Annotated in this window: 14 protein-coding genes and 1 riboswitch; of the genes, 10 read left to right on the top strand and 4 right to left on the bottom strand. The window is 68.5% G+C overall.

What is annotated here, in order from left to right; genetic code table 11:
* Complete coding sequence (locus K1J60_RS13400; protein ID WP_220646425.1) at positions 1–261, top strand: hypothetical protein; 261 nt, start codon at positions 1–3, stop codon at positions 259–261.
* A 3-nt stretch (positions 262–264) separates the two neighbouring features.
* Positions 265–840, top strand: coding sequence for an SMI1/KNR4 family protein (locus K1J60_RS13395; protein ID WP_220646424.1), 576 nt, complete (start codon positions 265–267; stop codon positions 838–840).
* Positions 841–1207: 367 nt separating this feature from the next.
* On the opposite strand, the gene K1J60_RS13390 is transcribed toward K1J60_RS13395, so the two are convergent.
* The 4 genes from K1J60_RS13390 to gcvT all read right to left on the bottom strand — a co-directional run bounded on the left by K1J60_RS13390 (position 1208) and on the right by gcvT (position 5605).
* Positions 1208–2575, bottom strand: a complete 1368-nt coding sequence (locus tag K1J60_RS13390; protein ID WP_220646423.1) for an L-serine ammonia-lyase — start codon at positions 2573–2575, stop codon at positions 1208–1210.
* A gap of 109 nt (positions 2576–2684) precedes the next feature.
* Positions 2685–3947 (bottom strand): serine hydroxymethyltransferase, encoded by a 1263-nt coding sequence (gene glyA, locus K1J60_RS13385; protein WP_220646422.1) that lies wholly within the window; start codon positions 3945–3947, stop codon positions 2685–2687.
* Between the two features lie 18 nt (positions 3948–3965).
* Complete coding sequence (gene gcvH / locus K1J60_RS13380) at positions 3966–4343, bottom strand: glycine cleavage system protein GcvH (protein WP_033526832.1); 378 nt, start codon at positions 4341–4343, stop codon at positions 3966–3968.
* Between the two features lie 134 nt (positions 4344–4477).
* Entirely contained in the window at positions 4478–5605 is a 1128-nt protein-coding gene (gene gcvT / locus K1J60_RS13375; RefSeq protein ID WP_220646421.1) for a glycine cleavage system aminomethyltransferase GcvT, read from the bottom strand.
* Between the two features lie 167 nt (positions 5606–5772).
* Positions 5773–5871, bottom strand: a riboswitch (glycine riboswitch).
* A gap of 218 nt (positions 5872–6089) precedes the next feature.
* Between gcvT and K1J60_RS13370 the strand changes: the two genes are divergently transcribed.
* From K1J60_RS13370 to K1J60_RS13335, 8 genes are all read left to right on the top strand, one after another.
* Positions 6090–6761, top strand: a complete 672-nt coding sequence (locus tag K1J60_RS13370) for an AAA family ATPase (RefSeq protein WP_398683205.1) — start codon at positions 6090–6092, stop codon at positions 6759–6761.
* A gap of 72 nt (positions 6762–6833) precedes the next feature.
* Complete coding sequence (locus tag K1J60_RS13365) at positions 6834–7610, top strand: enhanced serine sensitivity protein SseB (RefSeq protein ID WP_220646419.1); 777 nt, start codon at positions 6834–6836, stop codon at positions 7608–7610.
* Positions 7611–7801: 191 nt separating this feature from the next.
* Positions 7802–8551: an enhanced serine sensitivity protein SseB C-terminal domain-containing protein gene (locus K1J60_RS13360; protein ID WP_220651445.1), complete on the top strand. Its 750-nt coding sequence runs from the start codon at positions 7802–7804 to the stop codon at positions 8549–8551.
* Positions 8552–8867: 316 nt separating this feature from the next.
* On the top strand, positions 8868–9866 hold the full coding sequence (locus tag K1J60_RS13355) for an ABC transporter permease (RefSeq protein WP_220646418.1): 999 nt from the start codon (positions 8868–8870) through the stop codon (positions 9864–9866).
* 57 nt (positions 9867–9923) lie between these two features.
* On the top strand, positions 9924–11681 hold the full coding sequence (locus K1J60_RS13350; RefSeq protein ID WP_259407707.1) for an ABC transporter substrate-binding protein: 1758 nt from the start codon (positions 9924–9926) through the stop codon (positions 11679–11681).
* 69 nt (positions 11682–11750) lie between these two features.
* Positions 11751–12758: an ABC transporter permease gene (locus tag K1J60_RS13345; RefSeq protein ID WP_220646417.1), complete on the top strand. Its 1008-nt coding sequence runs from the start codon at positions 11751–11753 to the stop codon at positions 12756–12758.
* Positions 12755–13849 (top strand): ABC transporter ATP-binding protein, encoded by a 1095-nt coding sequence (locus tag K1J60_RS13340; protein ID WP_220646416.1) that lies wholly within the window; start codon positions 12755–12757, stop codon positions 13847–13849. The genes K1J60_RS13345 and K1J60_RS13340 overlap by 4 nt, the downstream gene beginning before the upstream one ends.
* A complete protein-coding gene (locus K1J60_RS13335) occupies positions 13846–15099 on the top strand; it encodes an ABC transporter ATP-binding protein (protein WP_220646415.1) in 1254 nt (417 codons plus the stop codon). The genes K1J60_RS13340 and K1J60_RS13335 overlap by 4 nt, the downstream gene beginning before the upstream one ends.
* Positions 15100–15149 lie beyond the last annotated feature (50 nt).

The raw sequence follows: 15149 nt of genomic DNA, 5'->3' as shown, positions 1-15149 counted from the left end.
TTGTCGGAGTACGAGAAGACCAACACGCCGTATCTCAGTTCAGGGGTGGAGCGGGACATAGTGAAGGCGATCAAGGCAGACAAACATGTCGCGCTGTCCATCACGCCCCACTTTGAGGGGAAGCGTGCTCAATCTGGGATTCCGTCCAGCATCGAGTACAACTACTCGATCATCGAGGACGGTGTCAGCAAACACTGTGTCGTGCATCCGACGCCTACCGGTGGCCGGACGACTGGTTCCGTGAACTGTCCGAAGAGGTGAAAAATGGAGTACCGAACCAGGCTTGCCGAGATTCTGGGGCCGTCTCGACACAACGCCACCCCTGGCGCATGGCAGGCGCTTGAGGCGGAACTGGCTGCGGGCCTGCCCAGCGATTACAAGGAATTTATCGAGTCGTACGCGCCGGTACGCGTCAATAGTCATCTCCACTTCGATCACCCTGCCCACCCACAGTGGAACCTGGGAAAATGGATCAAGGAGACTCTGGATGCCTATCGTGAGGTGGAGTGGGATGAGCTGACCTGTCCGGACTTCGTGTCCTCGGAGCCGAGTTTCGGTGCTCCTGATGGTTTGGTTCCGTTGTTCGGGTCGGACCGTGGAGAGTGCTTCTTCTTCCGGCCCGGTAGAAATCCGAGTGTGTATGTCTATGTGGGGAGCGACGACGACTTCTACCGCTACGACATGACGTTTTCGGAGTGGTTGTACCGCTATCTGAGTGGTGAGGACATGGCTGGCCCCAACAGCAGTGCCTTCTATCCAGGGCCGGTCAGGTTTGATGCCCTTCCTGGTGCGGAGGGGCCCGAGGGCGATTCCTGGTTCGGGCCTGCCCGGCTGGATTAGATAGAGGCCAAGGGCACGGCAAGTAGACGGCTGGGCTGGGTACTACCGGGAAGGCATCCGTTGAGCCCACCGTGGATGGCTTGTCTTCAGCCGGATAGATCTTGTCCATGCTGCCTTCGGGGAGGTAGCGGCGGGGGAAAGCGATCCACCCGGCGGTCGGCGGTCAGGGCAGATCGGAACAGTGATTGCGGATGTCACGAACCCCCAGTTCGGACGCCCATCCTGTGGGATTTCCCGGGGACTTTTCGGGGACACTCACGCCCTGCCTCAGGGACATTCCGGGGACTTTCCGCCGTGTAAGCAGGGAAGGCCCCGACAGCGCTGACAGCGCTGAAAGACAAGAACGCGCTGCTCAGAGCCCATCCCCTCAGCACTCGATGATGTTCACCGCGAGCCCGCCCCGAGCCGTCTCCTTGTACTTGACGCTCATGTCCGCGCCGGTCTCCTTCATCGTCTTGATCACCTTGTCGAGGGACACCTTGTGGGTGCCGTCGCCGCGCATCGCCATACGGGCGGCGGTGACGGCCTTCACCGCGGCCATGCCGTTGCGTTCGATGCAGGGGATCTGGACGAGGCCGCCCACGGGGTCGCAGGTGAGGCCGAGGTTGTGCTCCATGCCGATCTCGGCGGCGTTCTCGACCTGTTCGGGGCTGCCGCCGAGGACTTCGGCGAGGGCCCCGGCCGCCATGGAGCAGGCGGAGCCGACCTCGCCCTGGCAGCCGACCTCGGCGCCGGAGATGGAGGCGTTCTCCTTGAAGAGCATGCCGATGGCCCCGGCCGCGAGCAGGAACCGCACGACGCCGTCCTCGTCCGCGCCCGGCACGAAGTTGATGTAGTAGTGGAGGACGGCGGGGATGATGCCGGCCGCGCCGTTCGTCGGGGCGGTGACGACCCGGCCCCCGGCGGCGTTCTCCTCGTTCACGGCCATCGCGTAGAGCGTGATCCACTCCATGGCGTGGGCCAACGGATCGCCCTCGGCGCGCAGTTGACGTGCGGAGACGGCCGCCCGGCGACGGACCTTCAGACCGCCGGGGAGGATGCCCTCACGGGTCATGCCCCGGGAGACGCAGGCCTGCATCACCCCCCAGATGTCCAGGAGTCCGGAGCGGATCTCCTCCTCCGTGCGCCAGGCCCGTTCGTTCTCCAGCATCAGCGCGGAGATGGACAGACCGGTCTCCCTGGTCAGGCGCAGCAGCTCGTCGCCCGTGCGGAAGGGGTACTTCAGGACCGTGTCGTCGAGTTTGATGCGGTCCGCTCCGACCGCCTCCTCGTCGACGACGAAGCCGCCGCCGACCGAGTAGTACGTCTTCGACAACAGCTCCGCGCCGTCGGCGTCGTGGGCCCAGATCGTCATGCCGTTGGCGTGGTAGGGCAGCGCCTTGCGGCGGTGGAGGACCAGGTTCTTGTCGAAGTCGAAGGGGATCTCGTGGTCACCGAGGAGACGGATACGGCCCGACTCCTTGATCGACTCCACCCGGTCGTCGGCCGACTCGACGTCCACCGTGCGCGGTGAGACGCCCTCCAGGCCCAGGAGTACGGCCTTGGGGGTGCCGTGGCCGTGGCCGGTCGCGCCCAGCGAGCCGTACAGCTCGACACGTACCGAGGCGACGCCCGCGAGCAGTTCCTCGTTGCGCAGCCGGCGGGCGAACATCCGGGCGGCCCGCATCGGGCCGACCGTGTGGGAGCTGGACGGGCCGATGCCGATCGAGAACAGGTCGAAGACCGAGATGGCCACGGTGACTCCTCAGAACGGGGGAGGTGGTGCGGGGGGTGGGGCACCGCGCTCACTGCCCAGTGTGCGCGGTGCCCCCGGAAAGCGGGACTGCCGACGGGTGAACCCCGGGTTACTTCCCCAGGCCCGGGTACAGCGGGTGCTTGTCGGCGAGTGCCTTGACCCGGGTCTTCAGCGCCTCCGCGTCGTAGGCGGGCTTCAGCGCCTCGGCGATGACGTCGGCGACCTCGGTGAAGTCCTCGGCCGTGAAGCCGCGCGTCGCCAGAGCCGGTGTGCCGATGCGCAGGCCGGAGGTGACCATGGGCGGGCGGGGGTCGTTGGGGACGGCGTTGCGGTTGACCGTGATGCCGACCTCGTGGAGGCGGTCCTCGGCCTGCTGCCCGTCCAGCTCGGAGGCGCGCAGGTCGACCAGGATCAGGTGCACGTCCGTGCCGCCGGACAGCACGTCGACGCCGGCCGCGCGGGCGTCGGCGGCCGTCAGGCGCTCGGCGAGGATCCGCGCGCCCTCGACCGTACGGCGCTGGCGCTCCTTGAACTCCTCGCTCGCCGCGACCTTGAAGGACACCGCCTTCGCCGCGATGACGTGCTCCAGCGGGCCGCCCTGGAAGCCGGGGAAGACGGAGGAGTTGAGCTTCTTCGCGAAGTCCTTCCTGGCGAGGATGATGCCGCCGCGCGGTCCGCCGAGCGTCTTGTGCGTCGTGGAGGTGACCACGTCCGCGTACTCGACCGGGTTGGGGTGCAGTCCGGCCGCGACCAGGCCCGCGAAGTGCGCCATGTCCACCCACAGGTACGCCCCGACCTCGTCGGCGATCCGGCGGAAGGCGGCGAAGTCCAGCTGACGGGGGTACGCCGACCAGCCCGCGATGATCACCTTCGGGCGGTGCTCCTTGGCGAGCCGCTCGACCTCGGCCATGTCGACGAGTCCGGCGTCGTCCACGTGGTAGGCGACCACGTTGAACTGCTTGCCGGAGAAGTTCAGCCGCATCCCGTGGGTGAGGTGGCCGCCGTGCGCGAGGTCCAGGCCGAGGATGGTGTCGCCGGGGGAGGCCAGCGCGAACAGCGCGGCCTGGTTGGCGGAGGCCCCGGAGTGCGGCTGGACGTTGGCGTACTCGGCACCGAAGAGGTCCTTGACCCGCTCGATGGCGATCTGCTCGGCGACGTCGACGTGCTCGCAGCCGCCGTAGTAGCGGCGGCCCGGGTAGCCCTCGGCGTACTTGTTGGTCAGCACCGAGCCCTGGGCCTCCATGACCGCCACCGGAGCGAAGTTCTCCGAGGCGATCATCTCCAGGGTGGACTGCTGACGGTGCAGCTCGGCGTCGACGGCGGCGGCGACGTCCGGGTCCAGCTCGTGCAGGGGCGTGTTCAGAAGCGACATGCGTACGACCTCGTCTTCTCAGCCGGCGGTGTGGGCGACGTACTCGTCGGCGGAGAGCAGATCGTCCGGCTCCTCCGCGACGCGTACCTTGAACAGCCACCCGCCCTCGAACGGGGCGGTGTTCACCAGCGACGGGTCGTTGACGACGTCCTCGTTGATCTCGGTGATCTCACCGGAGACCGGCGAGTACAGGTCGCTGACCGACTTCGTGGACTCCAGTTCGCCGCAGGTCTCGCCCGCGGTCACGGTGGAGCCCACCTCGGGGAGCTGGGCGTAGACGACATCGCCGAGCGCGTTCGCCGCGAACTCCGTGATGCCGACCGTCGAGACGCCGTCCTCGGCGACCGACAGCCACTCGTGCTCCTTGCTGTAGCGCAGCTGCTGGGGGTTGCTCATGGCCTGAATTCTCCTGTACGCGGGGGAGTGGTGATGAATGGGGGACTGCTGAAACCGTTGTTGAGCAGCACGGATGTGCCGAGCGTCACTGCCGGCACGCGCACGGCCGCCGCTTTCGAACGACTACGACGGTGTCACTTCTGCCGCTTGTAGAAGGGCAGCGCCACGACCTCGTACGGCTCGTGGCTGCCCCGGATGTCCACGCCCACACCGGCGGTGCCCGGCGCCGAGTGCTCGGCGTCGACGTACGCCATCGCGATCGGCTTCCCGAGGGTGGGGGAGGGGGCGCCCGAGGTGACCTCGCCGATCACCTTGCCGTCGGCGACCACCGGGTACCCGGCGCGCGGGACCCGGCGGCCCTCGGCGATCAGGCCGACCAGGACGCGAGGCGGCTCGTGGTTGAGGTTCTCGAGGGCCTCGCGCAGGGCGGTGCGGCCCACGAAGTCGCCCTCCTTCTCGAACTTCACGACCCGACCGAGGCCGGCGTCGAAGGGCGTCAGCGCGGTCGACAACTCGTGCCCGTACAGCGGCATGCCCGCCTCCAGGCGCAGCGTGTCCCGGCAGGACAGCCCGCAGGGCACCAGCCCGGCGCCCTCGCCCGCCTTGGTCAGCGCCTGCCACAGCTCGACGGCGTGCTCCGGCTTCACGAACAGCTCGAAGCCGTCCTCGCCGGTGTACCCGGTGCGCGCGATCAGCGCGGGAACCCCGGCGACCGTGCCCGGCAGCCCCGCGTAGTACTTCAGCCCGTCGAGGTCGGCGTCGGTGAGCGAGGCCAGGATCCCGGGCGACTCGGGGCCCTGCACGGCCAGCAGGGCGTAGGCGTCCCGGTCGTCCCGCACCTCGGCGTCGAACCCGGCGGAACGCTCCACGAGCGCGTCCAGCACCACCTGGGCGTTGGAGGCGTTCGCGACGACGAGGTACTCCGTGTCCGCCAGCCGGTAGACGATCAGGTCGTCGAGGATGCCGCCGTCCTCGCGGCAGATCATGGTGTAGCGGGCGCGGCCGGTCTTCACACCGCCGATGTTGCCGACGAGCGCGTGGTCCAGCAGCGCGGCGGCCCGCGGGCCGGTGACGGTGATCTCACCCATGTGGGACAGGTCGAAGAGGCCGGCCCTCGTGCGGACGGCGGTGTGCTCGTCCCGCTCGGAGCCGTAGCGCAGGGGCATGTCCCAGCCCGCGAAGTCGGTCATCGTCGCACCGAGCGAGCGATGCAGGGCATCGAGCGCGGTCCGGCGCGGTCCAGTGGTGGGGCTGCTGCTCATCGGATTCTGCTCCCAGGGCATGACAGGCGACAGGCGAGGAAAGTCCTCCCCATCTGTCATCGGAACCTGAGAGGTTCACCACGACCGTACGTACCGGTGGTCGTGACTTGCACCGTGGGTGGAGCCGCCCCCGCGGAAGAGGGGTACGGCCCGCTTTTCAGATGTGCCTCGCCCACGCGGTATCTGGGCCTGAGAGATTCAAGGGAGGGACTTGCTCCTTCGGCGCCCCAGCGATCGACTGCTGGGAGCTCTCCCGCGCGGATTCAAGCGGCCGGTATGCAGTTGGCGCGCACATCATTGCACGCATCGACGCGGGGCGGCAGGGGGACCTTTCAGAGGTGGGGAACGACGGAGCACAGGCAGACACAGCGGTCCGTAGCACTCTTGTGGCAATACGAGGACTGAATCAGGAGGGATCGGGCATTACCTTTTCTTTACGGTCTGTGGGGATGGGACCTCCATGCCCCTGGGGAGGACGATCACGGTGAACAGGACCACGGCGTACGCGACGACCTCGGGCATCGCCATGCCCAAGCAGCCCGTCGCACCGGCCGGCGCGGCGTGCGGCCCGTTCCCGAGGGCGGTCGTCCGCGACCTCCGGGCGCGTTCGGGGCGCAGTCCCCACGAGCTGTCCTTCGGGCCGGACGACCTGGTGGTGGTCACCGGGCTCCCCGGCAGCGGCAAGTCGACACTGATGCGGCGGACAGTGCCCGGCGTCCGCATCGACTCCCAGGACACGCGCGACCGCTTCGACGCCCGCTTCGCCCGTCATCTGCCGTACGCGTTGTACCGCCCCTTCGTGCGCCTCGCGCACTACGCGGGGCTGCGACGCGCCCTCCGCTCGGGGGAGGGCGTCGTCGTGCACGACTGCGGGACGCAGGCGTGGGTGCGAAGCTGGCTCGCCCGCGAAGCCCGCCGCCGGGGCGGCACCCTTCACCTGCTGTTGCTCGACGTCACTCCCGGTGAGGCCCGGGACGGACAACGGGAGCGCGGCCGGGGCGTCTCCCGCTACGCGTTCGCGCGGCACCGGGGGGCCATGACCCGATTGCTGCGTGCGGTGGAGAAGGGGAGGCTGCCGCAGGGGTGCGGGGCGGCCGTGCTCATCGACCGGGCCGCCGCCGATGTCCTGAAGCGGATCGACTTCCCGCGCTCCTGAAGGGCGCGCCCGCCCCGGGAGCAATTAAGGTGCAGGGACAACAGCATCACGGAGCAAAGCGGTAGGCAGCAGATGGACTTCCCGGCGGACTTCCCGGCACAGGCGTATCCCCATGGGCACGGCGGATGGCCCGGCAACGAGCTGGAGGAGGTGCTGTCCGCCTCGCTCGGGGTGCCCCAGGCCGGGGCGCGGATCGTGGAGGTGCTGGCCCGCAGCTTCGTCTGGGTGCCGCTGCCGGAGGGCGGCGGCCCGCAGAGCGGTCAGCTCGACCTGCCGACGATGGAGTTCGACGGGCAGGCGTATGTGCCGGTCTTCAGCTCCGAGGAGCAGTTCCGTCAGGTCGTCGGCAACCACATGTCGTACACGATCGCCCCCGCCGTCGAGTTCGCGCGGGGTCTGCCCCCGCAGATCGGGCTCGCCCTGAACCCCGACGGCGTCGTGGGCATCCCGCTGCCGCCGCCCGCGGTGGCCGAGCTGTGCCGGGCCGGCCGGACCCCGCTGGACGGATCGGCGAGCGGTGCCCGCGTGCGCCTCTTCGAACCGGACTGGCAGGACGACCCGGTGGACTTCCTGGCCGCGGCCTCCGCCGAGTTCGCCGGAACCGGAGTCGTCCTCTGCGCCCGTCGCTGCCTCGCCACCATCGAGACCGCCGACCCCGTCATGTTCATCGGCGTCGAACTGGCCTCCTGGGAGGCCGACCGCGCCCTCCCCCTCGCCGCCCTCGGCCGGGCCCTCACCAAGGTCCCCGTCCCCTGGCCCGTCAACATGGTCTTCCTGGACGTGGCCCAGGACCCGGTCGGCGACTGGCTCCGCGAAAAGGTACGGCCCTTCTATCAGCAGGGGTACTGATCAGCGCGCCGCGAAGGGGCGCGGGGAACGGCGCGACCAGCCACAACGAGCCCGCACCCCGCGACGCACGTCAACCTCCGAGCCCTGACCGGCTCAACCGGCACACCACCTAAGCTGTCTCCTATAACCAGGGTCCAACACGAAGGACGGCCAACGTGAGCGGCAGCATCGCCACCGGGCAGGTCGAGCACATGCTGCGCCAGGTGACGCCCGGGCGTTACGACGCCTACGAGGCGCTGCTGCGTGCCCTGGCCACCCCGTCCTCCGGCCAGATCTGGATGCTGCTCTGGCACGGCCAGGCGGGGTCCCCGGACGCCCAGTACGGGAACATGGAGGTCGACGGGTTCAACTACGCCCCGTGCGTGACCTCCGCCCAGGAGCTCTCCGCCAGTGGCTGGAACCGCAGTTACGAGGTCGTCGACGGCCTCGACGTGGCCCGCACCCTCTACCCCGACCACTACGGCCTCTGGCTCAACCCGCACGCGCCGGGCGGCGGCGTCGGCATCCCCTGGCTCGACCTGCGCCGTATCGCCACCGGCCTGGAGCGGCAGCCCGCGGGGCCGCTCAGGCTGTCCGAGCCGGCCATCGAGATCCCGCAGTTCTACGCCCTGCTGACCCAGAACGCCCACCGCACGCCCGCCGTGCGCTCACTGCGCCGCGCCTGGGTGCAGCCCGCGCTCGGCGCACCGTACCTGGCCATCGGCCTCGACGTGTACGACACCTCGCCGCAGGCCGTCGACTCGGTGCGGGCGATGATGCAGCAGTCCATCGGCGCGGTCCCGGACGGTCTGCCCGTCTCCACCGTCGCCATGTCCGACGAGTACGACCCGGTCGCCATGTGGCTGCGCGCGGGCGCCCGCCCCTTCTACGACCGCGAGGCCCACGCGGCGCCCGCCCAGGCCCCGGCGGCGGGCGGGTACGGCTACCCGGGCGGCTACTGAGCCGGGTGAGCGTGGTTTCCACCGCTCAACAGAGCGTCACGTCCGCATAGCGGAACCCTGCTGGCCACATCACGGTTGCGCATACATTCGCCGTCAAGTCTGGTGCCTGATCGCGCGACCGTTGAAGACTCCCCCAGAGCGATGGGGGGATCCGGCGAACACGCTGTTCATGCGGTGAAGTTCGGTGCCGTACCTCCTCTCGTACCCATCAGTAGTCACAGAGCAAGAGAGCAGCAGTGGTGACGGACCGCACCGCAGACCCGGGCGGCCGCCAGGCACAGTCGGCAACCACCGGCACGGGCAAGCACGAGGGACGATGACCGCACCCATTGAGACAACCGGATCGCAGGCCGAGGCACAGCCCGAAGCCGTGCTGGAAGGTGTCGAGGCCAAGAAGATCGAGGGCCGTTCGCTCGGCCAGATCGCCTGGACCCGCTTCAAGCGCGACAAGGTGGCGGTCGCCGGCGGTGTCATCGTCGTCCTGCTGATCCTGATCGCGGCGCTCTCCCGGCCGCTGCAGGCGATGCTGGGGCTCGACCCCAACACCTTCAACCAGGACCTGATCGACGCCAACACATCCCTGCCCAAAGGCGACTTCGGCGGGATGAGCTGGGACCACCCGCTCGGAGTCGACCCCAAGTTCGGCCGTGACATCCTCGCCCGCATTCTTGAGGGCTCCTGGGTCTCCCTGGTCGTGGCCTTCGGCGCGACGATCCTGTCCAACGCCATCGGAGTGGTGCTCGGCCTCGTCGCCGGCTACTACGGCGGCCGGGTCGACACGATCGTGAGCCGGCTGATGGACACCTTCCTGGCGTTCCCGCTGCTGCTCTTCGCCATCGCCATCTCCGCGACGCTCCAGGGTGGCGCCTTCGGCCTCAAAGGGCTTCCGCTGCACATTTCGGTGCTCATCTTCGTCATCGGCTTCTTCAACTGGCCGTACATGGGGCGCATCGTGCGCGGTCAGACTCTGGCGCTGCGCGAGCGGGAGTTCATCGACGCCTCGCGGGGGATGGGCGCCGGCGGGCCGTACGTCCTGTTCAAGGAACTGCTGCCCAACCTCGTCGCCCCGATCATCGTCTACTCGACGCTGCTCATCCCGACCAACATCATCTTCGAGGCGTCGCTCAGCTTCCTCGGTGTCGGGATCCAGCCGCCGCAGGCCTCCTGGGGCGGAATGCTCAACGACGCGGTCGACTACTTCCAGGTCGACCCGCAGTACATGATCGTTCCCGGCCTCGCGATCTTCATCACGGTGCTGGCCTTCAACCTCCTCGGTGACGGCCTCCGGGACGCCCTCGACCCCCGCAGCCGCTGACGTCTGCGGTCTGTCGTCCCACACAACTGTCCAACTACGAAGGGGAAACCGACCATCATGCGAAGGTCAGCAATGGCCGCGGTCGCGGTTGCGAGCGCCGCCGGACTGCTTCTGTCCGCGTGCAGCAAGGCGGATGACGGCACGGACGACGCACCCAAGGGCGCCGGCGCCAACGCCGCGACCAAGGGTGTCGTGAACGAGTCCACGGCGAAGGGCGGCACGGTCACCTACGCCAGCTCCGACGCCCCCGAGTCCCTCGACCCGGGCAACATGTACTACGCGTACGGCTTCAACTTCAGCCGCCTCTACGCGCGTCCGCTGATGACGTTCAAGCCCGGCGCGGGCGAGGCGGGCAACGAGCTCGTCCCCGACCTGGCCGAGAGCGCGGGCACGCCGAGCGACGGCGGCAAGACCTGGACGTACAAGATCCGCCAGGGCGTCAAGTTCGAGGACGGCACCGTTGTCACCTCGAAGGACGTCAAGTACGCGGTCGAGCGCTCGAACTTCGCGCGTGACGTGCTCTCCTCGGGCCCCAACTACTTCCAGCAGCTGCTGGCCGGCGGGGACAAGTACAAGGGCCCGTACAAGGACAAGGACGAGGCGGGCATCGCGTCCATCGAGACGCCGGACGACAACACCGTCGTCTTCAAGCTCAACAAGCCCTTCGCCGACTTCGACTATCTGGCGAGCATGCCGCAGACGGCCGCGGTGCCGCGGGCCAAGGACACCGGCGTCGACTACACGAAGAAGGTCGTGTCGACCGGCTCGTACAAGTTCGAGAAGTACGAGGAGGGCAAGCAGATCGTCCTCGTCCGCAACCCGGAGTGGGACGCCAAGACGGACCCGCTGCGCAAGCAGTACCCGGAAAAGATCGTGGTGAACCTGAAGGTCAACAAGGCCACCATCGACAAGGACGTCATGTCCGGCGACACCATGATCGACATCCAGGGCACCGGTGTCGACGCCCAGACCCAGGCCCAGGTCCTCAAGGACAAGGACCAGCTGGCCAACACGGACAACGCGCTCGGCGGCCGTCTCGTCTACACGGCGATCAACACCAAGGTGGCGCCGTTCGACAACGTCGAGTGCCGCAAGGCCGTGCAGTACGCGATCGACAAGACCGCCGTGCAGACCGCCATGGGCGGCCCGATCCGCGGTGACATCGCCTCCACCGTCCTGCCCACCGACGTCTCGGGCTACGAGAAGGCCGACACGTACGCCACCCCGGACAACAAGGGTGACGTCACCAAGGCCAAGGAGCACCTGAAGGCCTGCGGCAAGGAGGGCGGCTTCAAGACCTCCATCTCGGCCCGCACCGACCGTCAGGGCGAGGTCGACGCGGCCACCGCGATCGTCGAGGCGCTGAAGAAGGTCGGCATCGAGGCCGACATCAAGCAGTACCCGTCGGGCAAGTACTTCTCCGACTACGCGGGTGTGCCGAAGTTCAACAAGAAGAACAACATCGGCCTCATCATGATGCAGTGGGGCGCCGACTGGCCCACCGGCTACGGCTTCCTGCAGCAGATCGTGCACGGCAAGGCCATCGGCCAGGCCGGCAACACCAACCTGTCCGAGCTGGACGACCCCGCGATCAACAAGCTGCTCGACGACGCGATCGGCAACACCGACGAGGCCGCCCGCACCGCCGCGTACACCGAGGTCGACAAGAAGGTCATGGAGCAGGCCGCCATCGTGCCGCTGACCTACTTCAAGGTCCTGCTGTACCGCTCGCCGTACGCCACCAACCTGGTGTCGTCCTCGGCCTTCAGCGGTCAGTACGACTACCTCAACATCGGTGTCAAGGAAAAGAAGTAGCCCCGGAAGGCAGGTGAAGGCATTGGCGCCCGCGGGTGAGCACACCCGCGGGCGCCGGCGCCGGTCCTCGTGATCTCGTACATCATCCGCCGGACGATCGCGGCGGTGATCCTGCTGCTCGTCGTCACCGCGGTCACCTTCGGCATCTTCTTCATCCTGCCGAAGCTCGCCGGACAGACCGCCGACCAGCTGGCACAGCAGTACATCGGCAAGAACCCCTCGCCCTCGGACATCGAGGCGGTCAAGCGGAACCTCGGCCTGGACCAGCCGGTCTACGAGCAGTACTGGAACTTCATCAAGGGCATTGTCTCCGGTGCCACGTACGACCTGGGGCCCTCCACCGTCCGCTGTGACGCCCCCTGCTTCGGCTACTCCTTCAAGGACCACCTGGAGGTCTGGCCGCAGCTCACCAGCCGCCTGCCGGTGACCATCTCGCTCGCCGCCGGTGCCGCCGTGCTGTGGCTGGTCGGCGGTATCACCGCCGGTGTCATCTCGGCCCTGAAGCCCGGGTCGATCTTCGACCGGTCCGCGATGGGCGTGGCGCTCGCCGGTGTCTCCCTGCCCATGTTCTTCACCGGACAGCTGGCCCTGCTGCTGTTCAGCTACCAGCTGGAGATCTTCGGCAGGACGTACGTCCCCTTCACCGAGAACCCCTCGCAGTGGGCCAACACCCTCTTCCTGCCGTGGTGTTCGCTGGCCCTGCTCTATTCGGCCATCTACGCCCGGCTCACCCGCTCGGGCATGCTGGAGACGATGAACGAGGACTACATCCGCACCGCGCGGGCCAAGGGCCTGCACGAGCGCAAGGTGGTCGTCAAGCACGGCCTGCGCGCCGCGCTGACCCCGCTGGTGACGGTCTTCGGCATGGACCTCGGCCTGCTCCTCGGCGGTGCCCTCATCACCGAGACCGTGTTCTCCCTGCACGGCATCGGCGAGTACGCGGTCCAGTCGATCAGCGCCAACGACCTGCCCCCGATCCTCGGGGTGACCCTGCTCGCGGCGTTCTTCGTCGTCTTCATGAACCTTGTGGTGGACCTGCTGTACGCCACGATCGACCCGCGGGTGAGGCTCTCGTGACCGAACTGTCCAAGACCGGGGCCGCCGTCGGCGAGCCCGCACGCGCCGGGGACGCCCCCGGGGCGTTCCTCGAAGTGCGTGACCTCAAGGTGCACTTCCCCACCGACGACGGCGTGGTCAAGTCCGTCGACGGCCTCTCCTTCCAGCTGGAGAAGGGCAAGACCCTCGGCATCGTGGGCGAGTCCGGCTCCGGCAAGTCGGTGACCTCGCTGGCGATCATGGGCCTGCACCGCCTCGGCGCCCGCGGCAAGAACGTCCGGATGTCCGGCGAGATCTGGCTCGACGGCAAGGAACTCGTCGGGGCGAGCTCCGACGAGGTGCGCCGGCTGCGCGGCCGCGACATGGCGATGATCTTCCAGGACCCGCTGTCCGCGATGCACCCGTACTACAAGGTCGGCAGCCAGATCGTCGAGGCGTACCGCGTCCACCACGACGTCAGCAAGAAGGTCGCCCGCAAGCGCGCCATCGAGCTCCTCGACCGCGTCGGCATCCCGGAGCCCCACAAGCGGGTCGACGGCTACCCGCACGAGTTCTCCGGCGGTATGCGCCAGCGCGCCATGATCGCCATGGCCCTGGTCAACAACCCGGAACTGCTGATCGCCGACGAGCCCACGACCGCCCTGGACGTCACCGTCCAGGCGCAGATCCTGGACCTGATCCGGGACCTGCAGAAGGAGTTCGGCTCCGCGGTCATCATCATCACGCACGACCTCGGCGTGGTCGCCGAGATCGCCGACGACATCCTCGTGATGTACGGCGGCCGTTGCGTGGAGCGCGGCCCGGTCGACGACATCTTCCACCAGCCGCAGCACCCCTACACCTGGGGCCTGCTCGGCTCGATGCCGCGCATCGACCGTGCCCAGACCGACCGGCTCATCCCGGTCAAGGGCCAGCCGCCGAGCCTCATCAACGTCCCCTCGGGCTGCGCCTTCAACCCGCGCTGCCCCTACGCGGACGTCCCCAAGGACAACATCACCCGCACCGAGCGCCCCGAGCTGCGCGAGGTCGGCGGCCGGCACTTCACCGCCTGCCACCTGTCGCAGGAGGACCGTACGCGGATCTGGACCGAAGAGATTGCGCCGAAGCTGTGAGCGAGACTGAGACCCGGGCCGCCGTGCCGGCCCCGCGCGCCGACGCCGACGAGAAACCGCTGCTCAGGGTCGAGGGCCTGGTCAAGCACTTCCCCATCAAGAAGGGCCTGCTCCAGCGGCAGGTCGGCGCGGTCAAGGCCGTCGACGGCATCGACTTCGAGGTCCGCCGCGGCGAGACCCTCGGCGTCGTCGGGGAGTCCGGCTGCGGCAAGTCGACCATGGGCCGGCTCATCACCCGTCTCCTCGAACCCTCCGGCGGGAAGGTCGAGTTCGACGGCACGGACATCACGCACCTGAACACGGCCGGCATGCGCCCGCTGCGCCGCGACGTGCAGATGATCTTCCAGGACCCGTACGGTTCGCTGAACCCCCGGCACACCATCGGCACCATCGTCTCGGCGCCCTTCAAGCTCCAGGGCGTGGAGCCCGAGGGCGGGGTGAAGAAGGAGGTCCAGCGTCTGCTGGAGCTGGTGGGCCTGAGCCCCGAGCACTACAACCGCTACCCGCACGAGTTCTCCGGCGGCCAGCGCCAGCGCATCGGCATCGCCCGCGCGCTCGCCCTCAAGCCCCGGATGGTCGTCGCGGACGAGCCGGTCTCCGCGCTCGACGTGTCGATCCAGGCCCAGGTCGTCAACCTGATGGACGACCTCCAGGACGAGCTCGGCCTGACGTACGTGATCATCGCGCACGACCTCTCCGTCGTCCGCCACGTCTCCGACCGCATCGCGGTGATGTACCTCGGCAAGATCGTCGAGCTGGCCGACCGGGACTCGCTCTACGCGGCGCCGATGCACCCGTACACGAAGGCACTGCTGTCGGCCGTGCCGATCCCGGACCCGTCGCGCCGGGGGGCCAAGAGCGAGCGCATCCTGCTCAAGGGCGATGTGCCCTCGCCGATCGCGCCGCCGAGCGGCTGCCGCTTCCACACCCGGTGCTGGAAGGCCACCCAGGTCTGCAAGACCACCGAACCGCCGCTCGCCGAGTTGAGGCCCGGCCAGCGGGTCGCCTGCCACCACCCGGAGAACTTCGAGGACCAGCAGCCGCAGGACGTCGTCCTGCTGACGGCCGCGAAGGAAGCGGGCGAACTGGTGCCGGACACGGTGAAGAAGGCGGAGGGGCCGGAGGCGCCCGAAGCGCCCGAAGCGCCCGAAGCGCCTGAGGAGCCCGAGGCCCCCGAGGAGCCCGAGGCCCCCGAGGAACCGGAGGTGCCCCAGAAGCCCGAGGCCCCCGAGAAGCCCGGCAAAGACTGACGTCAGACGGTGTGCGCCTTGCATTGCAAGGCGCACACCTGTTTGCGGGG

It is taken from the genome of Streptomyces akebiae (assembly GCF_019599145.1).
Classification (GTDB): Bacteria; Actinomycetota; Actinomycetes; order Streptomycetales; family Streptomycetaceae; genus Streptomyces; species Streptomyces akebiae.
The sequence above is the reverse complement of the archived record's forward strand: the minus strand, read 5'-3'. Positions and strand labels throughout refer to the sequence as shown.

Coding starts and splice junctions, on each gene's coding strand:
- K1J60_RS13395 (WP_220646424.1), top strand. CDS start 265: ATGGAGTACCGAACCAGGCTTGCCGAGATTCTGGGGCCGTCTCGACAC.
- glyA (WP_220646422.1), bottom strand. CDS start 3,947: ATGTCGCTTCTGAACACGCCCCTGCACGAGCTGGACCCGGACGTCGCC.
- gcvH (WP_033526832.1), bottom strand. CDS start 4,343: ATGAGCAACCCCCAGCAGCTGCGCTACAGCAAGGAGCACGAGTGGCTG.
- gcvT (WP_220646421.1), bottom strand. CDS start 5,605: ATGAGCAGCAGCCCCACCACTGGACCGCGCCGGACCGCGCTCGATGCC.
- K1J60_RS13365 (WP_220646419.1), top strand. CDS start 6,834: ATGGACTTCCCGGCGGACTTCCCGGCACAGGCGTATCCCCATGGGCAC.
- K1J60_RS13360 (WP_220651445.1), top strand. CDS start 7,802: ATGCTGCGCCAGGTGACGCCCGGGCGTTACGACGCCTACGAGGCGCTG.
- K1J60_RS13355 (WP_220646418.1), top strand. CDS start 8,868: ATGACCGCACCCATTGAGACAACCGGATCGCAGGCCGAGGCACAGCCC.
- K1J60_RS13350 (WP_259407707.1), top strand. CDS start 9,924: ATGCGAAGGTCAGCAATGGCCGCGGTCGCGGTTGCGAGCGCCGCCGGA.